Annotated in this window: 21 protein-coding genes and 2 tRNA genes; 19 read left to right on the forward strand and 4 right to left on the reverse strand. The window is 69.7% G+C overall.

Annotated elements, in window-relative coordinates; genetic code table 11:
• Positions 1–5: 5 nt before the first annotated feature.
• The 13 genes from hisD to DDF62_RS15480 all read left to right on the forward strand — a co-directional run bounded on the left by hisD (position 6) and on the right by DDF62_RS15480 (position 8,100).
• Positions 6–1,292 (forward strand): histidinol dehydrogenase, encoded by a 1,287-nt coding sequence (hisD, locus tag DDF62_RS15420; RefSeq protein WP_116489916.1) that lies wholly within the window; start codon positions 6–8, stop codon positions 1,290–1,292.
• A gap of 20 nt (positions 1,293–1,312) precedes the next feature.
• Positions 1,313–1,786: a UPF0262 family protein gene (locus DDF62_RS15425; RefSeq protein WP_116489917.1), complete on the forward strand. Its 474-nt coding sequence runs from the start codon at positions 1,313–1,315 to the stop codon at positions 1,784–1,786.
• Positions 1,786–2,247, forward strand: coding sequence for an arsenate-mycothiol transferase ArsC (locus DDF62_RS15430; RefSeq protein WP_116489918.1), 462 nt, complete (start codon positions 1,786–1,788; stop codon positions 2,245–2,247). The genes DDF62_RS15425 and DDF62_RS15430 overlap by 1 nt, the downstream gene beginning before the upstream one ends.
• Before the next feature lie 98 nt (positions 2,248–2,345).
• A complete protein-coding gene (gene infA, locus DDF62_RS15435) occupies positions 2,346–2,564 on the forward strand; it encodes a translation initiation factor IF-1 (RefSeq protein WP_004617696.1) in 219 nt (72 codons plus the stop codon).
• Positions 2,565–2,577: 13 nt separating this feature from the next.
• Positions 2,578–3,177, forward strand: coding sequence for a Maf family nucleotide pyrophosphatase (locus DDF62_RS15440; protein WP_116489919.1), 600 nt, complete (start codon positions 2,578–2,580; stop codon positions 3,175–3,177).
• Positions 3,174–4,214 carry a ribonuclease E/G gene (locus DDF62_RS15445; RefSeq protein ID WP_116489920.1) on the forward strand — a complete coding sequence of 347 codons (1,041 nt, stop codon included), beginning with the start codon at positions 3,174–3,176 and terminating at the stop codon, positions 4,212–4,214. Before DDF62_RS15440 ends, DDF62_RS15445 begins: the two co-directional genes overlap by 4 nt.
• On the forward strand, positions 4,211–4,381 hold the full coding sequence (gene yacG, locus DDF62_RS15450; protein WP_116489921.1) for a DNA gyrase inhibitor YacG: 171 nt from the start codon (positions 4,211–4,213) through the stop codon (positions 4,379–4,381). Before DDF62_RS15445 ends, yacG begins: the two co-directional genes overlap by 4 nt.
• Before the next feature lie 101 nt (positions 4,382–4,482).
• Positions 4,483–4,558 (forward strand) — tRNA-Phe (locus DDF62_RS15455).
• 645 nt (positions 4,559–5,203) lie between these two features.
• Entirely contained in the window at positions 5,204–6,118 is a 915-nt protein-coding gene (locus DDF62_RS15460) for a MotA/TolQ/ExbB proton channel family protein (RefSeq protein WP_116489922.1), read from the forward strand.
• Positions 6,119–6,123: 5 nt separating this feature from the next.
• Positions 6,124–6,558, forward strand: coding sequence for a biopolymer transporter ExbD (locus tag DDF62_RS15465; RefSeq protein ID WP_058347885.1), 435 nt, complete (start codon positions 6,124–6,126; stop codon positions 6,556–6,558).
• A gap of 10 nt (positions 6,559–6,568) precedes the next feature.
• Complete coding sequence (locus DDF62_RS15470) at positions 6,569–7,309, forward strand: energy transducer TonB (protein ID WP_116489923.1); 741 nt, start codon at positions 6,569–6,571, stop codon at positions 7,307–7,309.
• A 190-nt stretch (positions 7,310–7,499) separates the two neighbouring features.
• Positions 7,500–7,576, forward strand: a tRNA-His gene (locus DDF62_RS15475).
• A 284-nt stretch (positions 7,577–7,860) separates the two neighbouring features.
• On the forward strand, positions 7,861–8,100 hold the full coding sequence (locus DDF62_RS15480) for a hypothetical protein (protein WP_133244934.1): 240 nt from the start codon (positions 7,861–7,863) through the stop codon (positions 8,098–8,100).
• Between the two features lie 119 nt (positions 8,101–8,219).
• On the opposite strand, the gene DDF62_RS15485 is transcribed toward DDF62_RS15480, so the two are convergent.
• From DDF62_RS15485 to DDF62_RS15495, 3 genes are read right to left on the reverse strand one after another with little or no spacing between them, the layout of a single operon-like run.
• Entirely contained in the window at positions 8,220–9,593 is a 1,374-nt protein-coding gene (locus DDF62_RS15485) for an efflux transporter outer membrane subunit (RefSeq protein ID WP_116489925.1), read from the reverse strand.
• A complete protein-coding gene (locus tag DDF62_RS15490) occupies positions 9,593–10,747 on the reverse strand; it encodes an HlyD family secretion protein (protein ID WP_116489926.1) in 1,155 nt (384 codons plus the stop codon). The genes DDF62_RS15485 and DDF62_RS15490 overlap by 1 nt, the downstream gene beginning before the upstream one ends.
• Positions 10,744–12,438: an MFS transporter gene (locus DDF62_RS15495; protein ID WP_116489927.1), complete on the reverse strand. Its 1,695-nt coding sequence runs from the start codon at positions 12,436–12,438 to the stop codon at positions 10,744–10,746. The genes DDF62_RS15490 and DDF62_RS15495 overlap by 4 nt, the downstream gene beginning before the upstream one ends.
• A 192-nt stretch (positions 12,439–12,630) precedes the next feature.
• Here DDF62_RS15495 and DDF62_RS15500 point away from each other — a divergent pair, with 192 nt between their 5' ends.
• The 3 genes from DDF62_RS15500 to DDF62_RS25685 all read left to right on the forward strand — a co-directional run bounded on the left by DDF62_RS15500 (position 12,631) and on the right by DDF62_RS25685 (position 14,820).
• A complete protein-coding gene (locus DDF62_RS15500; RefSeq protein WP_101719490.1) occupies positions 12,631–13,299 on the forward strand; it encodes a TetR/AcrR family transcriptional regulator in 669 nt (222 codons plus the stop codon).
• Positions 13,300–13,726: 427 nt separating this feature from the next.
• Positions 13,727–14,605: a transglutaminase family protein gene (locus tag DDF62_RS15505; RefSeq protein WP_116489928.1), complete on the forward strand. Its 879-nt coding sequence runs from the start codon at positions 13,727–13,729 to the stop codon at positions 14,603–14,605.
• A 65-nt stretch (positions 14,606–14,670) separates the two neighbouring features.
• The gene (locus DDF62_RS25685; protein ID WP_165832263.1) at positions 14,671–14,820 is read left to right on the forward strand and encodes a hypothetical protein; all 150 of its coding nucleotides are present in this window, start codon (positions 14,671–14,673) and stop codon (positions 14,818–14,820) included.
• A gap of 186 nt (positions 14,821–15,006) precedes the next feature.
• Here DDF62_RS25685 and DDF62_RS15510 read toward each other — a convergent pair whose 3' ends face one another.
• On the reverse strand, positions 15,007–15,519 hold the full coding sequence (locus DDF62_RS15510; protein ID WP_116489929.1) for a GNAT family N-acetyltransferase: 513 nt from the start codon (positions 15,517–15,519) through the stop codon (positions 15,007–15,009).
• 210 nt (positions 15,520–15,729) lie between these two features.
• On the opposite strand from DDF62_RS15510, the gene zwf reads away from it, so the two are divergent.
• Genes zwf through edd form a run of 3 tightly spaced genes read left to right on the forward strand, consistent with a single transcriptional unit; the run spans position 15,730 to position 19,716 of the window.
• Complete coding sequence (gene zwf, locus DDF62_RS15515; protein ID WP_244286832.1) at positions 15,730–17,196, forward strand: glucose-6-phosphate dehydrogenase; 1,467 nt, start codon at positions 15,730–15,732, stop codon at positions 17,194–17,196.
• Positions 17,197–17,211: 15 nt separating this feature from the next.
• Positions 17,212–17,898 carry a 6-phosphogluconolactonase gene (gene pgl / locus DDF62_RS15520; RefSeq protein WP_116489931.1) on the forward strand — a complete coding sequence of 229 codons (687 nt, stop codon included), beginning with the start codon at positions 17,212–17,214 and terminating at the stop codon, positions 17,896–17,898.
• Positions 17,899–17,904: 6 nt separating this feature from the next.
• Positions 17,905–19,716 (forward strand): phosphogluconate dehydratase, encoded by a 1,812-nt coding sequence (gene edd, locus DDF62_RS15525; protein ID WP_116489932.1) that lies wholly within the window; start codon positions 17,905–17,907, stop codon positions 19,714–19,716.
• The last annotated feature ends 2 nt before the right edge of the window (positions 19,717–19,718 follow it).

The following is a 19,718-nucleotide window of genomic DNA, read 5'->3' on the forward strand; positions in this document are numbered from 1 at the left end:
GCCCCATGCGCCGGTTCGACTTTTCCAGCCCCGACTTCGCCCAGGCCTTCAAGGCCTTCCTCGACGAGCGCCGCGGTTCGCCCGCGGACGTCGACGCCGCGACCGCGGATGTGCTGGAGGCCGTGCGACACGGCGGTCTCGACGCCGTGCTCGACTACACCCGCCGCTTCGACAAGGTGGAGCTGACGCCCGACACCGTGCGCGTCACCGCCGACGAGATCGAGGCCGGCGCGGCCGAGTGCTCGCAGGAAGTCCGCGAGGCCATCGCCTTCGCCGCCGAACGCATCCGCGTCTATCACAGCCGCCAGCGTCCGGCCGACCAGGCCTGGACCGACGAAGCCGGCGTCGAGCTCGGCTGGCGCTGGACGCCGCTGGAGGCCGTGGGCGTCTATGTGCCCGGCGGCCGCGCGGCCTATCCCTCGACCGTGCTGATGAACGCCGTGCCGGCCCAGGTGGCGGGGGTGGACCGCATCGCCATGGTCACTCCGCCCGGCAAGCTTCAACCCGCGGTGCTCGCGGCGGCCAAGGAAGCCGGCGTCACCGAGATCTGGCGCGTGGGCGGGGCCCAGGCCGTGGCCGCCCTGGCCTATGGCGCGGGTCCAATCCAGCCGGTCGACAAGATCGTGGGCCCGGGCAACGCCTATGTCACCGCCGCCAAGCGCCGCCTGTACGGCGTGGTCGGCATCGACGCCCTGGCCGGTCCGTCCGAGATCGTCGTCGTGGCCGACGCGGCCAACAATCCCGACTGGATCGCCGCCGACCTGCTCAGCCAGGCCGAGCACGACCCGGCCGCCCAGTCGATCCTGATCACCGACGACGAAGGCTTCGCCGCCGCCGTCGAGGCCGCCGTGACCGAACGCCTGAAGACCCTGTCGACCGGGCAGGACGCCGCCGCCTCGTGGCGCGACCACGGCGCGGTGATCATCGCCCCGCTGGACGAGAGCCCGGCCCTGGTCGACGCCATCGCGCCCGAGCACGTCGAGTTCGCCATGGAGAACCCCGAACGCCTGTCGGACCGGGTGCGCCACGCCGGCGCGATCTTCCTGGGCCGCCTGACGCCCGAAGCCATCGGCGACTACGTGGCCGGCTCCAACCACGTGCTGCCCACCAGTCGCGCGGCGCGCTTCCAGTCGGGCCTGTCGATCTACGACTTCATCAAGCGCACCTCGATCGTGAAGTGCGACGCGGCCTCGTTCGGGATCCTGGGGCCGCACACGGCGGCGCTGGCGGAAGCCGAGGGCCTGCCGGCGCACGCCTTGTCGGCGTCGATCAGGTTGCCTTCGAAGAGCTGACGGGCAAATCTCGCCATCCGATGTCAGACACGCCCAAGCACTTCCTGAAGACGATCGCCATCGACGAGGATTCGCTGGCGGCGGCCTCGCGCGACCAGGAGCAGGAGCGCCAGGTCGCGATCTTCGACCTGCTGGACGAGAACTATTTCGAGCCGGCCGAGGCGCAGGGCGGGCCTTATGACCTGAAGCTGTCGCTGATCGAGAACCGCCTGGCGCTCGACATCGTCGGCGGCGGCTACGAGAAGCGGCACCTCTTGTCGCTGTCGCCGTTCCGCGGGGTGATCCGCGACTATTTCATGATCTGCGACAGCTACTACCAGGCGATCCGCAACTCGACGCCGCAGCAGATCGAGGCCTTGGACATGGGCCGGCGCGGCCTGCACAACGAGGGCTCGGCCCTGCTGCGCGAGCGGCTGGACGGCAAGGTGAAGACCGATCTCGACACGGCCCGGCGCCTTTTCACCCTGATCTGCGCGCTGCACTGGCGGGGCTGATCGTGGTCGATCTGCCCGATGCGGTGCTGTTCACCTGCAACTACAACCGCGTGCGCTCGCCGATGGCCGAGGCGCTGTTCAAGCGGTTCTACGGAACCCGGGCCTATGTCGACTCGTGCGGCCTGAAGCCTGATCCGGCCGGGGAGGGGATCGACCCCTTCGTGGTGGCGGTGATGGACGAGATGGGCGTCGACGTCGCGACCCATCGGCCCAAGACCTTCGACGAGCTGGAGGACGACAGCTTCGACGTCGTCGTCTCGTTGACGCCGGAAGCCCAGCACCGGGCGGTGGAGCTGTCGCGCGACCGCGCCGTCGAGATCGAGTATTGGCCGACCCACGATCCGACCCTGGTGAACGACGGCTCGCGCGAGGCGATGCTGGCCGCCTATCGTGAGGTTCGCGACACGCTTTCGGCCGCGATCCGCGCGCGTTTCGGGACACCATCGACGTTCGGGGGGTGAATGCGCTATAAGCCCCGCCTCGCAGCCGCGGCTCGCGTCACGACTCGCCCACGGGTCGCGCGGGCCGCGTTGCTATTGAACCCCTGTTGAGAGGCCTGATGGCTAAGGAAGAACTGCTTGAGTTTCCCGGTACGGTCAGCGAACTGCTGCCCAACGCCACCTTCCGCGTGAAGCTCGAGAACGATCACGAGATCATCGCCCACACCGCTGGCAAGATGCGCAAGAACCGCATCCGCGTGCTGGCCGGCGACAAGGTGCTCGTGGAAATGACGCCCTACGACCTGACCAAGGGCCGTATCACCTACCGCTTCAAGTAAGCCGGGCGCGCACATGACGGTCGCCCAGCCTTCGCTGGTCCTGGCCAGTGCGAGCCCCAGGCGCTTGGACCTGTTGGCCCAGGTCGGCGTAACCCCCGACCGGGTCGATCCCGCCGACATCGACGAGTCGCCGCTGCGCGACGAGGCTCCGCGCCGCCATGCCCTGCGCCTGGCGCAGGAGAAGGCGCGCGCCGTGGCCGCGCGCTCGCCGGGTGATTTCGTGCTGGCCGCCGACACCGTGGTGGCCGTGGGGCGCCGCATCCTGCCCAAGGCCGAGACCGAGGCCGACGTCCGCTATTGCCTGAAGCTGCTGACCGGCCGCGCCCACAAGGTGCTGACCGGCGTGGCGCTGATCGGGCCGGACGGAACGATCAGCTCGCGGGTGATCGAGACGCGGGTGGTGTTCAAGCGCCTGTCCGACACCGAATTCGAATCCTACGTCGCCAGCGGCGAGTGGCGCGGCAAGGCCGGCGGCTACGGCGTGCAGGGCGTGGCCGGCGGCTTCATCGTCGACCTGCAGGGCTCCTATCCCAGCGTGGTCGGCCTGCCGCTGTACGAGACTCTTTGCATGCTGGACGGCAAGGGCTGGACCCGCCGCGAGGCCGTCGCATGAGCGAGCGTCGCGCATACCTCTACAAGGGCGTCGGCGAGACCGTCGGCGTCGTCACCCTGGACGGCCGGCCCGAGCGCCTGATCGTGCAGTGGGCGGGGGATGATCCGCTGGACGCCGAGGGCGTGCGCGGCGTGGCCCGGGTGAAATCCATCGAACGCGCCTTCGGGGCCGCCTTCGTGGCCCTGCCGGGCGGCGCCGACGTGCTGCTGCCGATCAAGCCCGACATGCCCAAGCTGGTGCAGGGCGGCCTGGTCGAGATCGAGATCCGCACCGCCTCGCGCGCCGACAAGGCCGCCGTGGCCCGCTTCGTCGGGGAAGGGGAGGGAGAGCCGCGCGTGCTGGCCGCCGCTCCGACGCTCGAGGAGCAGCTGCGCCACTATGTGAAGGCCGGTTCGCCGACGACGGGCGAGCGCGCCCTCGAGGCGGTGGAGGCCGCCGAGGCCGACATTCTGGAAACGGTCTTCGCCCTGCCGGGCGGCGGCGACGTCGCCATCGAGACGACCCGCGCCCTGACCTCGGTCGACGTCGACCTGGGCGGCCGGGAAGGCGACGCCAAGCGCGCCGCCCGCCAGGCCAACATGGCCGCGATCGGGGTTTCGGCCCGGGTGCTGCGCCTCAAGGGCCTTGGGGGGCTGGTGGTGTTCGACCTGGTCGGGCGCGGCCATGACGGCCAGGCCCTGACCGTGGCCGCCCGCAACGCCTTCGCGCCCGACAATCCGGGCGTGGCGGTCGGGGCGATCAGCAAGTTCGGGGCGCTGGAGATGGCCCTGCCGCGTCGCGCGCGGCCGGTCATGGAGCGCCTGGTGGACGCTCGCGGCGGCTGGACCGCGCCCTACGCCGCTCGCCGCCTGGCCAGGGCCCTGGAGCGGGAGGGGAGGGCCGACCCCGGCGGCCGCCTAGCCGCTCGCTGCGCCCCGGCGGTGCTGGAGGCCTTCGCCGCGCTCGACGCCGGTCTTGCCGAGCGCCTGGGCCGCCGTTTCACCGTTTCGGCCGAACCCGGCTGGAGCAACGACCGTATCGAGGTGTCCGCGGCATGAGCAGCGCCTGCCCCATCTGCGGCAAGGCCGCCCAGGACGCCTCCCGTCCGTTCTGCTCCAAGCGCTGCGCGGACGTCGACCTGCAGCGCTGGCTGTCGGATCGCTATGTCGTGCCGGGCGCCCAGGACGACGAGGAAAACCCTCCATCCACAGACTTCGACAATTAGTCGAAAAGGGCGCTGGACAAGCCCAGCGGGCTCTCTTATAGACCCCCTCCTCGCCGCCGGGCGAGGCCAGAAGCGGCCTTCACCGCTTCGAAGGCCCAAGGGCCTGGGTAGCTCAGTTGGTAGAGCAGCGGATTGAAAATCCGCGTGTCGCTGGTTCGATTCCGGCCCCAGGCACCACCTTCCTTTCATACTGTTCAGAACGACGCCGGCAATGGCGGGCGATCTCTCGCGTCGCCGTTTCGGCGGGTAGGGGCTTTCACCCGAGCTTACCGGTAAGTCGGCGGGGCGACGGATTCTTGTCCGATGAGGACATTTGCGAGCGGGCTCAGAGATTCTGAGGCGCCTCGTTTGAGGGACATCTGACCACCTCGCGCGCACTCAGCGGAAGATCGCTGTTTTGTCGGCATGCTGCGCTGCGGCGCCAATATTCCCTTTGATAGGGAAAAACCGCCTCGAATTCCTGATTTCTCATTTGTGCGGTGCAGCAAAGGGCGTTCACCGGGGGTGACTGTCGTAAATTTATGCCCAAGCGGCCCCCTTGACGGTGCGAAAAGGGGTTGCCAAAGGACCCATGCCGCAATTCTAACATTGCGGTAAGGCCTGGGCTTCGAGAGGAGCTCCGGTCACTCGCGCTTCGAAACGATCCTTCACGGCGGGCATGAGCCTTCCGCGGCGGGCGTAACGGGTCGAGCGCAGCGAAGCGGGTTCGCCCACCTTCCGAGAGATCGGATGGGAAAGCGGGCTTTTCAAGTTAGGGTGGAGACGCTCTCGCGCGACGACCCTCGGTCCAAACGTGCTAGACCAATCAGGAACTGGCGACAGATGCTCGACATTAAACGGAAGACCCCCCTCATCGCTCTCGTCGGCGCCATGGCGCTGATGGCGAGCGCCCCGGCCTTCGCTCAGGACGCCGCCGCTCCCGCGCCGGCCACCACCGAAGCCGCCGCTCCGGCCGCCACCCCGGCTGCTGAAACCCCGGCCCCGGCCGCTGACGCCGCTCCCGCCGAAGGCGCGGACGCTGGTGAAGCCGCCACCGAAAAGATGAAGTCGCACTCGCTGACCCCGGTCGGCATGTTCCTGGCCGCCGGCATCGTCGTTAAGGTCGTGATGATCGGCCTGATCCTGGCCTCGATCTTCTCGTGGGTTCTGCTGATCACGAAGCTCCTCGAGTTCGCCAGCCTGAACAAGCAGACCGACCAGTTCCTGGAAGCCTTCCGCGGCGCCCGTTCGATCTCGGACATCGCCCGCATCGGCTCGTCGGAAGAATTCGAAGGCAACCCGCTGGCCGACATGGCCGCCGCGGCCGCCCAAGAAGTCGAACTGTCGCGTCAAGCTGGCCTGCAAGTCGGCGGCGAGCACCGCGACTCGACCCTGGCCCGCGCCACCTACGCCATCAACGCCGTGCAAGCCTCGCTCGCCAAGCGTCTGTCGGGCGGCATGGTGTTCCTGGCTTCGGTCGGTTCGGGCGGTCCGTTCATCGGTCTGTTCGGTACGGTGTACGGGATCATGACCTCGTTCATCAGCATCGCGAACACCAACACGACCAACCTCGCCGTCGTGGCCCCGGGTATCGCTGAAGCCCTGCTCGCCACCGGTATCGGTCTGTTCGCCGCTATCCCGGCCGTTATCTTCTACAACTACTTCCAAACCCGCATCTCGGCCTACGGCACCCGCTCGGAAGGCTTCGTTGCTGAACTGATGAACGCTATCTCGCGTCAGCTCGACAAGGGGGCGTAAGACCGATGGCCGCCAAACTTTCGGGCGGCGGCGGCGACAGGTTCAACGTCGAACAGAACAGCGAGATCAACGTCACGCCCTTCGTGGACGTCATGCTGGTCCTCCTGATCATCTTCATGGTGGCGGCCCCGCTGGCCTCCGTGTCGATCGAAGTGAACCTGCCGCCGGCGGTAGCGAAAGCATCGCCTAACCCGCCGAAACCGGTCTACATCTCCATCAAGTCAAACGGTCAGCTGTACATCGGCGACGATCGCACTTCGATTGACACGATGGGTGAGGACCTGACGAAGAACATCGGCAGACGCGACCCTTCGAAGGAGCGCATCTTCATCCGTGCTGACGAAAAGACGCGCTACGGCTCGTTCATGGAGGTGATGAACACCCTCCAGGACAATGGGTTCTACAGCGTGGCTCTCGTGGGCCGTGATGAGAACAGCTGAGGGGTGATGCATGGCTGAACAACAAACGCCCGAGCATCGCCACTACGATCCGCTGACTTCGGAAGGCCCGCGCCGGAAGAAGGGCATCGGCACCTTCGGCGTCGCGACGATCATCGTGATCGGCCTGCACGCGGCTCTGTTCGCCTACCTGGCGAAGCAGAAGTTCGAAGCAGTGCTGAAGGAGTACAGCGACGAAGCCGTGGATGTGGAGCTGCCTCCGCCTCCGCCGCCTCCGCCGCCGCCTCCGCCGCCGCCGCCGCCGCCGCCGACCAACGCTCCGCCTCCGCCTCCCGCGGTGGTGCAGCCGAGGCCGCCGATCGCGCCGCCGCCGGACGTGACGCCGCCGCCGCCGCTTCCGATCCCGCCCGTCAAGGAGCGGGTCGAGCAGACGGCGCCGCCGATCATCTCGTCGGCTCCGCCGGCGCCGGTGACGGCTCCGCCGGCTCGCGCTTCGGTCGTGACGCGTCCGGACTGGGCTCGTCGCCCGAGCCCGGACGACATGGCCCGGTACTATCCGGACCGTGCGCAGCGGATGGAAGTCGGTGGCCGTGCAACGATCCGTTGCTCGGTGAACGCCAAGGGTTCGCTCGAGAACTGCTCGGTCGTGTCGGAATCTCCGGCCGACTACGGTTTCGGCGACGCGGCCCTGAAGCTGTCGCGCCTCTTCCGCATGAAGCCGAAGACCCTCGACGGGGCTCCGGTGGACGGCGGCGAGATCACGGTGCCGATCACCTTCCAGGTCCCGCAATAGCGACCGACCTGGGACGATCCCAAGAAGACGCCTCGGAACTCCGGTTCCGGGGCGTTTTTCTTTGCCCGTAACGCCGGGCGAAGGCGCGGCGGCATCAAGGCCTGTTCGAGGCGTGAAAATTTCCCCGTCGGACGCCTTTTCGCCGCTTGATCCCGGGGGCGGGTCCGACTAAGAACACGCCTCTCGCGGAGCCGCCTTAGCTCAGTTGGTTAGAGCGCTAGATTGTGGATCTAGAGGTCCTCGGTTCGAGCCCGAGAGGTGGTACCACGAGACGACGAACAGGCCCGGCGGCGACGCCGGGCTTTTTCTTTTCCGCGCCCTGGCAGCCGCTCCTGAAGGCCGCGCCATTGCGTCGCGGCGGCGGAGCGCCGCATGGCGAGGCCTGGCGGTCCATGGGATCTACCGGGCGCGGACAGGGTTTCGTGAGACGGATCGTCGCGCACTTGCACGGACCATAGCCAAGTCGCGTGGAACGTGCGTACGGTGACGCTCACGACACCGCCGCTTGAGCGGGCCCGCGCGCGTCGCGGAGCGAGATCGGGGAGGAAGCAATGGCGGACGGCGCTATGGGAAAGGTTCCGACGGAAGAGCAATTGGCGGCCGCCGCGCTGGACGTGGCCGGGCTGCTGGGATTCGCCGACCTGCTGCCGGCCTATGCCGCGGCGCAAGGCGGCGAGAAGCTGGACGTGCTGGGCGCCATCGTGCGCGTGATCGCCGCCGATGTGCTTGGCGTCGAGCCCGGCGGCGACCGCATCGCCCCTGAGTCGGTGTTGCTTCTAGGCCAGGACTAGAGGCGCGTTGGAGGCGGCGGCGCTACCGCGGGCCTCCGCCTTCCTTCCCATGCATCCATAGTTCCGGGCCTTGTGGCCCGCATTGCTGGCGCTCCTGCGAAGCCCGGAGCGCCGGCCGTCTACGGCGCGGTCCAGCCGCCGCCCAGGGCCTGGTAGAGCGCCACGGCGTTCAGCAGGCGGGCTTCGCGCACCTGCGACAGGGCAAGTTCCGTGGCCAGGAGGCCACGCTGGGCGTCCAGTTCCTCCAGATAGGCGACGTAGCCGGCCTGGTAGCGCTTGCGGGCGTGGTCCAGCGTGCGGGCCGCGGCGGCGCGCTGCAGGCGGGCGTGGTCCTCCTGCTCGGACAAGCGGCCCTGGCCTTCCAGGGCGTTCTCGACCTCGTTGAAGGCCGTCAGCGCGGCCTTGCGATAGGCGAAGGCGGCCTGGTCGCGGCGGGCGGCGGCGGCGCCCGAGGCGCCGCGCAGGCGTTCGCCGTCGAAGATCGGGGCCAGCACGCTGCCGCCCAGGCTCCAGGTGGTCAGCGGATCGATGTGCAGCACCTTCAGGCCGCCGGCGGCGGCCGACAGCCTGACCTGCGGCAGGAAGGCGGCGCGGGCGGCGGCCAGGCTGGCGTCGGCGGCCGCGAGGCTGGCCTCGGCCTGGGCGATGTCGGGGCGGCGCTCCAGCAGAGTGGAGGGCAGGGGAGCGGCCGGCTGCGGCACGGCCAGGGCGTCCAGGCCGCCTCGGGCGATCAGCCCGGCGCCATCGTCGCCGGCCAGCAGGGCCAGGCCCGCCTCCTGGCGGCGGACGGCCAGCTCCAGGGCCGGCACGCGCTGGGCGGCGGCCTCCAGCTCGCCCTCGGCCTGGCGCAGTTCGAGATTGGAGGTCAGGCCCTGTTGAGCCCGGCGCCGCGCGCGCCCGGCGGCCTCCTGGCGCGAGACCAGGGTGGCGCGCGCCGTGGCCAGCTGGGCGTCCAGCGAGGTCAGGGAGATATAGGCGCGGGCCACGGCGGCGGCGACGGAGAGGCGGCCGGCGTCGCGGCCGTAGCGGCTGGATTGCAGGCTGGCGCGGGCGGCGGCGTCGCCGGCCCGCAGCCGGCCCCACAGGTCGATCTCATAGGCGGCCTGGAGCTGGCCCTGGGCGGCCAGCGGTTCGGCCGGCGTGCCGAAGGCCGACAGCTCGCGCTGTTTCTGCACCCCGCCCGCGGCGTTCAGCGTCGGAAGCAGGGCCGCGCGCGATTGGGCGGCCAGGCCCTCTGCCTCGCGCACCCGGGCCTCGGCGATCCCGAGGTCGGCGTTGCGAACGAAGGCGGCGGCCACGAGGTCGGAAAGCCGGGGATCGCCGAAGGCCTTCCACCAGGCGGCGGCGACGGCCTCCTGGCCGGCGGGCGACCCGGCGCGCCAGCCGGCGGGAGGGCTGACGGCGGCCTCGCTGGGCGGGGCGGTCTTGGGGCCGGGTGTGGCGCAGGCGGCGAGCAGCAGCGTCGTGGCCAGCAGAGGGAAGGCATGGCGCATCAGCGGCGCTCCTTCTCGCGCGGCGCCTTGGCCAGGTCGACCTGGGCCTCGACCGACATGCCGGGGCGCAGGCGGGCAAGGTCGGGCTGGCCGGCCTCGAGCACGATGCGCACGGGCAGGCGCTGAGCGATCTTGGTGAAATTGCCGGTGGCGTTCTGGGCCGGCAGGATGCTGAACTCCGAGCCGGTGGCCGGCGAGATCTGCTCGATGCGGCCGTGGAAGCGCCGGTCGCCCAGGGCGTCGACCGTGACGCTGGCGGGCTGGCCAGGGCGCATGCGGCCGGCCTGGCGCTCCTTGAAGTTGGCGATGATCCAGCGCTGGGGCGGCACCAGCGAGACGAGCTGGGTCCCGGCGGTGACGAACTGGCCCTGGCGCACACCGATCTGGCCCAGCTGGCCGTCCGTGGGGGCCAGGACGAGCGTGTTGTCCATGTCGATCTCGGCGAGGCGCAGGGCGGCGCGGGCGGCGGCCACGGCGGCCTCCAGGCCCTGCCGCGAGACGCCGACCGAGCGGACGTCCTGGCGGGCGATGTCGCGGCCGACCTGGGCGGCCACCACCTGGGCCTCGGCGGCGCGCAGGGCCGCGCGGGCCTGGTCGCGTTCGCGCAGCGAGACCGAGCCGTCGGTGGCCAGGTCGGCGACGCGGGCCATGTCGGCGCGGGCGCGCTCCAGCTGGGCCTGGGCCGAGCCGATGTCGGCGTGGCGGGCGGCCAGGGCGGCCTCGCGAGAGGCCTGGGCCTGGGTCGAGTTGGCCAGGTCCGCCTCGCGAGCGGACAGGGTGGCGCGCGCCTGGTCCAGGCGCTGGCCGTAGATGCGGCGGTCGATCTCGACCAGGGGCTGGCCGGCGCGCACGGTCTGGAAGTCCTGCACCAGCACCTTGGTGACATAGCCGCTGAGCTGGGGCGCGATGACGGTGACCTGGCCGCGCACATAGGCGTTGTCGGTGCGCTGCACCGAGCCGGCGAAGGGCGGCAGCTTCCACAGGAACAGGATCAGCAGCACCACGGCCAGGGTGATGACGGCCGTCAGCACGATGGCCCGCACGCCCGGCGGCTTGGGCCGGGCCGGAGGCGGGGCGGCCGCGGCGGCGCGGTCTTCCGGCTGCGGCTGAGGTGAGGGATTGGCGGGCGGCGGCGGGGCGGCGGCGTCGGTCATGCGGGTTCCGAGGCGGGCTTGGATGATGTCGGGGGAGACGGCGGCGCGGGCGCCTGGCCGCCCTGGCGTTTCATGCGCACGGCCAGCAGCACGAACAGCAGGGCGGCGTAGAAGAACTGGGCGACGGCGATGATCCCGATCACCCGGAAGACGTCGTTGAAGGCCAGGATGTTGGCCTGCTGGATCAACTGTTGGGTCAGCAGGGCCACGCCGTCGGCGGCGCGGAAGGCCGGGTCGCCTTGAGTGGCGGCGTAGGCGCCGCCATAGGCCTGCAAGGTCGCGGCGACGGCCGGATCGGAGCCGGTCAGGTGCTCGGCCAGATAGACGGCGTGATGCTGGGCCCGCACGGTCTGCAGCGTGCCCAGCAGCGAGGCCCCGAACAGGCCGCCCAGGTTCTGGGCGACGCCGAACATCACCGAGAAGGTGATGATCGAGCCCAGGCCTCGGGTCAGCAACTGGCCGATGCCGAACATGAAGGCTGGTCCCAGGAACATGGCGGCGGCGAAGGCCAGCAGGGCCTGGCTGAGATAGAGATTGACCGGCGCGGTCAGCACCGTGGCGCGGGCGTCGAGGAAGGCGCCGACGGCGATCAGCAGGATCGAGCCGAGGAACTGCGGGGCCAGGGTCTTCTGGTTGAGGGTCGTGGCGCTGACCACGACGCCGGCTATGGTGGCCAGCAGGACCACGCCGTAGAGCAGCCGCTGCTGTTCGGCGGCCAGGCCCAGGGCGTTCATCAGGCCAGCGGCGCCGACGCTCTGTTCGGACAGGATCAGGCGCACCAGGGCGATGTTCAGGCAGAAGCGCAGGAAGGCGCCGGTGGCCACCCAGCGGGTGTCGATCAGCGGGTGGACGCGGCCGTGCTCGACCAGCGAGGCGACGGCGATCATCACCACGGCGGCGGCAAGGCACCAGCCGAGCCACGGCGCCTCGAACCACCAGACGATGCGGCCAAGGCCCAGGACGGCGACGACCAGGCCAAGGCCGCCGCCCAGCAGGGCGAAGGTCAGGACGTCGGTCTTCTCGAAGACGTGGATGCGCACCCCGTGCGGCAGGCGAAACAGCAGCACGGCGGCCAGGCAGGCGGCGGCCAGGCACGCTTCCAGGGCGTAGAGGCCGTGCCAGTAGGCGGCGTCGAGCAGGCCGGTGGAGATCACCCGGGCCAGCGGCGCGCCCAGTTGCGAGACGCCGACCCCCAGCACCAGCGCGCCCATGCGGAACGAGGCGGGGAAGGCCTGCAGCATGTAGAACATGGCCAGGGCGCTGAGCGCGGCGGCGCCGACGCCGCTGATCGCCCGCAGGGCCAGGGCCATCGGATAGTTGTCGAGGAACAGGTGGGCGAAGGCGGCCACCGTGTAGAGGCTGAGGAACACCAGGGTGAACCGCCGGATGCCGAACTGCTGGCGGTACTTCACCAGCAGCAGGTTCATCGAGATGTTGGTCATGATGTAGATCGTGGTCAGCCAGGCCCCTTGGGTGGGGGTCAGGCCCAGCGAGCCCTGGATGGCCGGCAGGTTGACCGAGATCAGCGCCGTGCCCAGCGAGCCGGTGACCCCGATCAGCAGGCTGATCAGGCCATGGACGATGCGGAAGGGCAGGGGGAAGTCCGGCGTCGAGGGCGAGCCGGGCATCATCGGCCGCTCGTGCGGCAGCCAATCCGGGGTCTGGCCGATCGTCTCGCCGTGCCGGGGCATCGCGCCTCTTGGTGCTGACGGCGTCACTGTGGGATGCGCCGCGTCGTCGGTCAAATGTCGTCGATGACGCAGGCTTGGGAGCGTGGCCGGGCTGCGTCTTGAACGAAATTCCTCAGACCTCGGCGCATCTTGACGCTTGCGCCAAATTCGAACGCTTGTAAGGGTTCCCTAGGGGTAAAGGGGATTGAAGTCTTGAGTTCGACCACCGAGATCGCCGCCGGCCAGGACGCCGAAGCGCAGGAAACCGAAGCTGTCACCAAGAACCTGGTGTTCACGGCGGCCGAGCGGCTGTTCGCCCTGCACGGCTTCCAGAACGTGTCGGTGCGCGACATCACCGCCGCGGCGGGCGTGAACCTAGCGTCGGTGAACTATCACTTCGGCTCCAAGGACGCCCTGCTGTTCGAGATCTTCAAGCGCCGCACGGCCGAGCTCAACCGCGAGCGGGCCCGGATGCTGCACGAGGCCAACGACAGGAACGAGGGCGCCCCGCCGGTGCGCGAGATCCTGGCCGCGCTGCTGACCCCGCCGCTGCGCTGGCTGGCCCCCGACCACGAGCGCCGCATCTCGCTGCAGTTCCTGATCCGCGCCCGCAGCGAGGGCACCGACGAGATCCGCAGTGTGCTCAAGACCGACGTCTCGCACCTGCGCCGCTTCTCCGACGCCCTCCTGAAGGCCCGCCCGGACCTGTCACCGGAAGACGTCTACTGGCGGCTGCACTTCACCCTGGGCATGCTGCACAACAACCGCTTCGCCGAGTTCGACCGCCTGAACGTGCTGTCGGAAGGCCAGACCAGCGAGGCCGATGTGGTCTCGCTGCTTGAGCGGATGCTGGCCTTCGCCGAGGCCGGCTTCGCGGCTTAAGGTAGAAGCCCTCTCTCATGGAGAGAGGGAGGGGCCCGCGCCGCAGGCGTGGGAGGGTGAGAGGGTACGCTCTCGCCGATGAAGCGCCCCCACTTCGTCATCCCGGAAAGCCCAAAGGGCTTATCCGGGACCCAGGGGACTGGGCTCGGCAGCCAGTTTGGGCGCCCCGGCGGATATCGACGCAGTGCGGCGGCCCCTGGGTCCCGGCTCTCCGCTTCGCTGCGGCCGGGATGACGGCTTAAGGCGAGAATTGGGATCCACGGCCAGGGGTGAAACCTCTCACCCTCCCACCGCTTCGCGGCGGGCCCCTCCCTCTCTCAAAGAGAGAGGGGCTATAATCAGCGCGCACCAACTCAGCTTCCGATCACCTGCACGAATCACCGGCATGTGAGGAACGATCGCCCGGCCTGAGGGTTAAGGTGGCCCCATGGCCCGGCTCGGCATCACTCACGAGACCCGTTACGCTTACGAGCGCCCGGTGGCGTTCGGGCCGCACCGGCTGCTGATCCGGCCGCGCGACAGCCACGCCATCCGCATCGTCGAGGCCAGGCTGGCCACCTCGCTGCCCGGCCAGACGCGCTGGAGCTACGACGCCAGCGGCAACTGCGTCTGCACCTTCCAGCCGGAGGGGCAGGCCGAGTTCCTGACCATCACCAGCAGCCTGGTGATCGACCGCTTTCCAGCGCCGCTGAGCGACCAGGCGATCGACGACCCGCACACGGTCTCGCCGATCGTCTACGGTCGCGAGGACCGGGCGGTGCTCGATCCGTTCATCCGCCCGGCCACGGAGGACGCCGACCGGGTGCTGCTGCGCTGGCTGCGCGAGCAGATGGAGCGGCCCGACGAGCCGGCGCTCGATTTCCTGCTGCGCCTGAACGCCACGATCCACGACCAGTTCGAATACCAGGCCCGCGCCGCCGAAGGCACCCAGAGCCCGGCCCTGACCGTGGCGCGCGGGGCGGGCACCTGCCGCGACTTCGCCTGGCTGATGGTCGAGGCGCTGCGGCGGCTGGGCTACGCGGCGATGTTCGCCACGGGCTACATCTATAGCTCCGCGCATGGGGGCGTTCGAGGCGCGGGCGCGACCCATGCCTGGTGCGAGGTTTTCCTGCCCGACCTGGGCTGGACCGAGTTCGACCCGACCAACGGCCTGGCCGAGTCCGAGGACCTGATCCGGGTGGCCGCCACCCGCACCCCCGCCGAGGCCCTGCCGGTCTCGGGCACGGTGATCGGCGATCCGGGCCTGTCGGAGCTCAGCGTGGCCGTCGACGTGCAGCAGCTCGATGCGCTGTGCGAGGCGGCTTGAGGCCGATCAATGAAAAACGCCGCCAGAGGGCGTAGAGTGATGTTCAGACGGGAGGCGCCGCCATGATGACCAAGCCGTTCCAACACCAGAACCCGATGACCAACTACGCGGTCCCGAAATCGGAGCCCAAGGCCCAGCACGGCCAGAAGCCCGACAAGGACTGCGTCGAGCTGAAGGACGAGAAGCGCTCGTTCGAGCCGCGTCCGGGGCATTGAGGCCTTCAATATCGTCATCCCGGGCGGAGGCGCGCTTGCGCGCCGTAGACCCGGGACCCAGGGGGCGATGCACGGCAGCGGCTCCCGCCGACCGCGCCTGATCCACCCACCGCGCCCCGTCTCCTGGGTCCCGGCTCTCCGCTGCGCTGCGGCCGGGATGACGAGGGTAAGGAGAGTGGGCGAGGCTCACCCCCGCCGCAGGATGAACTCCAGGTCCTGGATCTCGCCCACCGGGAAGAAATACTCGCCGGCTTTTTCGAACCCCATGCGGCCGTAGAGGCGCTGGGCGCCGAAGTTCTCGGACCAGACGCCGATCCACAGCGGGCGCGGACCATCCTGTTCCAGCCATTCCAGCGCGGTGTTCAGCAGCAGCGAGCCGCGGCCGCCGCCCTGGTGATCCTTCAGCACGTAGATTCGCTTCAGCTCGCCGTGACCCGGCTCGACGTCCGGGTGGGGCAGGTCGCAGGGACCGGCCAGGGCGTAGCCGATCGCCTGGCCGTCGTGCTCGAGGATCCAGCTGGCCTTTTCGGGATCGGCAAGGTCGCGGCAGGTGCGCTCCAGGCCGTAGGCATAGGCCAGGAAGGTCGCCAGGTCCTTGGGCGGATAGAGGTGCGCGAAGGTCTCGGTGAAGGTGCGCGCCCCCAGGGCGGACAAGGTCTCGGCGTCGCCTGGGGCGGCGCGGCGCAGGGTCGTGCTCATGGGCAGTTGATGCCTGAAAAAGGGCGGCGCGGACAGGCCATGTGACGCGTTCTTGAAATGCGATTGGTCTTATGGCGACCGGCCGACAAAGGGCCTAGGTAGGGGCCGCCACAGCGCGGTTTTTGGGGTCGGCCTCGGGCCGGACCGACCCCCATGCTTGCCAAGCGCGCACGGGCATGTCATGACAACGTTGTCATAGGGTGGACGAAATTGACCAAGAAAAAAGCCGAGAACGGTGAGACGGGCCGCGACGTCCTGGTGCTCCTCGGAGGCGCCGGCGACCTGGCCCTGCGGATGCTTCTGCCGTCGCTGTATTTCCTGGAAGTCGATCGGCTGCTGCCGCGCGACCTGCGCATCTTCGGCGTCGCGCGCGGCGAGCTGGACGGCGCGGGCTACCGCAAGCTGGTGCGCGAGCACCTGGGCAAGCGCGCCAATGTCGAAGAAGCCGCCTGGGAGCGCCTGGCCGCCCGCCTCGACTACCTCTCGGTCGACATCACCAAGGAAGAGGGCGCCAAGGCCCTGGCCGGCAAGATCGGCGGCCACGACTCGCTGACGGTGTTCTTCGCGGTTTCGCCCAGCCTCTATCCGTCCGCCTGCCAGGCCCTGCAGGCCGCCGGCCTGACCGGCCCGTCGACGCGCCTGGTGCTGGAAAAGCCGATCGGCCGCGACCTCGAAAGCTCCAAGGCCACCAACGCCGCCGTCGGCGCCGTGGTCGACGAGAGCCAGATCTTCCGCATCGACCACTATCTGGGCAAGGAGACGGTCCAGAACCTCACCGCCCTGCGGTTCGCCAACGTGCTGTTCGAGCCGCTGTGGGACAACAAGTCGATCGACCACGTCCAGATCACCATCGCCGAGACCGAGAAGGTCGGCGACCGCTGGCCCTATTACGACGAGTACGGCGCCCTGCGCGACATGTTGCAGAACCACCTGCTGCAACTGCTCTGCCTGGTGGCCATGGAGGCCCCGTCGGGTTTCGACCCCGACGCCGTGCGCGACGAGAAGGTCAAGGTGCTGCGCAGCTTGCGCCCCTTCACCAAGGACAACGTGGCGCACGACACCGTCCGCGGCCAGTACGTGGCGGGCGTGGTCGAGGGCACGGCCCGCGCCGGCTATGCCGAGGAAGTCGGCCAGCCGTCCAGGACCGAGACCTTCGTGGCCATGAAGGTGGCCATCGACAACTGGCGCTGGGCCGGCGTTCCGTTCTTCCTGCGCACCGGCAAGAACCTGCCCGACCGCCGCACCCAGATCGTCGTGCAGTTCAAGCCCGTGCCGCACAACATCTTCGGCCAGGTGACGCAAGGCGAGATGCAGGCCAACCGCCTGGTCATCGACCTGCAGCCGGAAGAAGACATCTCGCTGTCGGTGATGACCAAGCGTCCGGGCCTGTCGGAAGAGGGCATGCGCCTGCAGTCGCTGCCGCTGTCGCTGAACATGGCCGCGCCGGGCGCGCGCCGCCGGATCGCCTACGAGAAGCTGCTGCTGGACGCGTTCCGCGGCGACCGCACCCTGTTCGTCCGTCGCGACGAGGTCGAGGCCGCGTGGCGGTTCGTCGACGGCGTGGCCAAGGCCTGGGCCGATGCGGGCATCGAACCGGCGACCTACGCCGCCGGCACCTGGGGGCCGCCCAGCGCCGCCTCGCTGATCGCGCCGCAAGGCCGCGGCTGGAAGTCGTAAGAGGGTATCCGCAACATGCCCAAGATCGAAGTCTTCCCGACGCGCGAAGCCCTGTACGACGCGGCCGCCTCGACCATCGCTGGCGCCCTGACCACGGCCGTGGCCACCCACGGCAAGGCCGGGTTCGCCGCCACCGGCGGCACGACGCCCGCGCCGGTCTACGACCGCCTGGCGACCCTGACCGTTCCCTGGGACAAGGTCACCGTCACCCTCAGCGACGACCGCTTCGTGCCGCTCGACCATCCGGGCAGCAACGAGGCCCTGGTGCGCCGTCACATGCTGACCGGCGACGCGGCCAAGGCCGCCTTCGCGCCGCTCTATTTCGACGGCGTCGACCACGAAGCCTCGGCCGCGAAGGCCGAAGAAGGCGTCGCCCAGGCCCTGCCGTTCGGCGTGGTGCTGCTGGGCGTCGGCGCCGACGGCCATTTCGCCTCGCTGTTCCCGGGCAACCCGGCCCTGGCCGCGGGCCTGGATCCCGACACCGACCGCCTGGTCGTGGCCGTGCCGAAAGGCGAGCCGGCCCCCGACCTGCCCCGGATCAGCCTGACCTTCCAGGCGTTGATTCAGGCGTCGCTGATCGTGTTGCTGGTCACGGGCGAGGCCAAGCGTGAGCTCCTGGCCGGCGAGGTCGATCCCGACCTGCCGATCGCCAGGATCCTGAAGCAGGACCGCGCCCCGGTCCGCATCCTCTGGGCGGAGTAAGTTCTGATGGCCCTCAATCCCGTCATCGCGCAGATCACCCAGCGGATCATCGAGCGCAGCCGTCCGACCCGCGAGGCCTATCTGGCCCAGATGGAGGCCGCGTCCCTGGCCCAGCCGGGCCGCGCCAAGCTGTCCTGCGCCAACTGGGCCCACGCCTTCGCCGCCTCGCCGGCCGCCGACAAGGTGCGCGCGCTCGACCCGAACGCGCCCAACCTGGGCATCGTCTCGGCCTATAACGACATGCTGTCGGCCCACCAGCCGCTGGAAGAGTATCCGGCGCTGATCAAGGAGGCCGCCCGCGAGGCCGGCGCCACGGCCCAGTTCGCCGGCGGCGTGCCGGCCATGTGCGACGGCGTCACGCAAGGCCGTCCGGGCATGGAGCTGTCGCTGTTCTCGCGCGACGTCATCGCCATGGCCACGGCCGTCGCCCTGACCCACGACGCCTTCGACGCGGCCATGTACCTGGGCGTCTGCGACAAGATCGTTCCGGGCCTGGTCATCGGCGCCCTGGCCTTCAGCCACCTGCCGGCGGTGTTCGTGCCGGCCGGCCCGATGACCTCGGGCCTGCCCAATTCGGAGAAGGCCCGCATCCGCGCCCTCTACGCCGAGGGCAAGGTCGGCCGCGACGAGCTGCTGGCCGCCGAGAGCGCCAGCTATCACGGCCCGGGCACCTGCACCTTCTACGGCACGGCCAACACCAACCAGATGCTGATGGAGCTGATGGGCCTGCACCTGCCGGGCTCGGCCTTCGTGCATCCCAACACCCCTCTGCGCAGCGCTCTCGTCAAGGAAGCCGCCCGTCGCGTCGCCGCCGTCACCCACAAGGGCAACGAGTGGATCCCGGTCGGCCGCGTCATCGACGAGAAGGCCGTGGTCAACGGCGTCGTCGGCCTGATGGCTACCGGCGGCTCGACCAACCTGGCTTTGCACATCGTGGCCATGGCCCGGGCGGCCGGGATCATCCTGACGCTGGAAGACCTGGACGACATCTCCAAGGCCGTGCCGCTGCTGGCCAAGGTCTATCCGAACGGCTCGGCCGACGTGAACCACTTCCAGGCCGCCGGCGGCATGGCCTTCGTGGTGCGCGAGCTGCTGAAGGCCGGCATGGCCCACGAGGACGTGCTGACCATCGCCGGTCCTGGCCTGTCGAACTACCACCAGGAACCCTACCTGGACGGCGACGAGCTGAAGTGGCGCGAAGGCCCGGAGACCTCGCTCGACGAGGCCATCCTGCGCCCGGTCGAGAACCCCTTCAGCAAGGAAGGCGGCCTCAAGCTGCTGGCCGGGAATCTCGGTCGCGGCGTGATCAAGATCTCGGCCGTGAAGCCCGAACACCACGTGATCACCGCCCCCGCCGCCGTGTTCCAGGAGCAGGAAGACTTCATCGCCGCCTTCAAGCGCGGCGAGCTCGACCGCGACGTCGTGGTGGTGGTGCGCTTCCAGGGTCCGTCGGCCAACGGCATGCCCGAACTGCACAACCTGTCGCCGTCGATCTCGGTGCTGCTGGACCGCGGCCACAAGGTGGCCCTGGTCACCGACGGCCGCATGTCGGGCGCGTCGGGCAAGACGCCGGCCGCCATCCACGTGACGCCGGAAGCCGCCAAGGGCGGGCCTCTGGCCTACGTGCAGGACGGCGACGTGATCACCATGAACGCCGACACCGGCGAACTCTTCATCCATGTGGACGAGGCGGAACTCCTCGCCCGCACGCCTGCACCAGTCCCGGCGTCCAAGCCGGGCTTCGGGCGCGAACTGTTCAGCTGGATGCGACACGGGGTCGGCGCCGCCGACGCCGGCGCGTCCGTGCTGTTTGCTTAAAG

The organism is Caulobacter radicis, from assembly GCF_003094615.1.
In the GTDB taxonomy this organism is placed as follows: Bacteria; Pseudomonadota; Alphaproteobacteria; order Caulobacterales; family Caulobacteraceae; genus Caulobacter; species Caulobacter radicis.

Bases quoted from the DNA above. Each gene is read 5' to 3' on its own strand.
- DDF62_RS15490 (WP_116489926.1), bottom strand. From the start codon at position 10,747: ATGACCGACGCCGCCGCCCCGCCGCCGCCCGCCAATCCCTCACCTCAG.
- DDF62_RS15440 (WP_116489919.1), top strand. From the start codon at position 2,578: ATGACGGTCGCCCAGCCTTCGCTGGTCCTGGCCAGTGCGAGCCCCAGG.
- DDF62_RS15470 (WP_116489923.1), top strand. From the start codon at position 6,569: ATGGCTGAACAACAAACGCCCGAGCATCGCCACTACGATCCGCTGACT.
- infA (WP_004617696.1), top strand. From the start codon at position 2,346: ATGGCTAAGGAAGAACTGCTTGAGTTTCCCGGTACGGTCAGCGAACTG.
- DDF62_RS15480 (WP_133244934.1), top strand. From the start codon at position 7,861: ATGGCGGACGGCGCTATGGGAAAGGTTCCGACGGAAGAGCAATTGGCG.
- yacG (WP_116489921.1), top strand. From the start codon at position 4,211: ATGAGCAGCGCCTGCCCCATCTGCGGCAAGGCCGCCCAGGACGCCTCC.
- DDF62_RS15495 (WP_116489927.1), bottom strand. From the start codon at position 12,438: ATGCCCCGGCACGGCGAGACGATCGGCCAGACCCCGGATTGGCTGCCG.
- DDF62_RS15445 (WP_116489920.1), top strand. From the start codon at position 3,174: ATGAGCGAGCGTCGCGCATACCTCTACAAGGGCGTCGGCGAGACCGTC.
- DDF62_RS15485 (WP_116489925.1), bottom strand. From the start codon at position 9,593: ATGCGCCATGCCTTCCCTCTGCTGGCCACGACGCTGCTGCTCGCCGCC.
- DDF62_RS15465 (WP_058347885.1), top strand. From the start codon at position 6,124: ATGGCCGCCAAACTTTCGGGCGGCGGCGGCGACAGGTTCAACGTCGAA.
- DDF62_RS15425 (WP_116489917.1), top strand. From the start codon at position 1,313: ATGTCAGACACGCCCAAGCACTTCCTGAAGACGATCGCCATCGACGAG.
- DDF62_RS15460 (WP_116489922.1), top strand. From the start codon at position 5,204: ATGCTCGACATTAAACGGAAGACCCCCCTCATCGCTCTCGTCGGCGCC.
- DDF62_RS25685 (WP_165832263.1), top strand. From the start codon at position 14,671: ATGACCAAGCCGTTCCAACACCAGAACCCGATGACCAACTACGCGGTC.
- pgl (WP_116489931.1), top strand. From the start codon at position 17,212: ATGCCCAAGATCGAAGTCTTCCCGACGCGCGAAGCCCTGTACGACGCG.
- DDF62_RS15510 (WP_116489929.1), bottom strand. From the start codon at position 15,519: ATGAGCACGACCCTGCGCCGCGCCGCCCCAGGCGACGCCGAGACCTTG.
- hisD (WP_116489916.1), top strand. From the start codon at position 6: ATGCGCCGGTTCGACTTTTCCAGCCCCGACTTCGCCCAGGCCTTCAAG.
- edd (WP_116489932.1), top strand. From the start codon at position 17,905: ATGGCCCTCAATCCCGTCATCGCGCAGATCACCCAGCGGATCATCGAG.
- DDF62_RS15505 (WP_116489928.1), top strand. From the start codon at position 13,727: ATGGCCCGGCTCGGCATCACTCACGAGACCCGTTACGCTTACGAGCGC.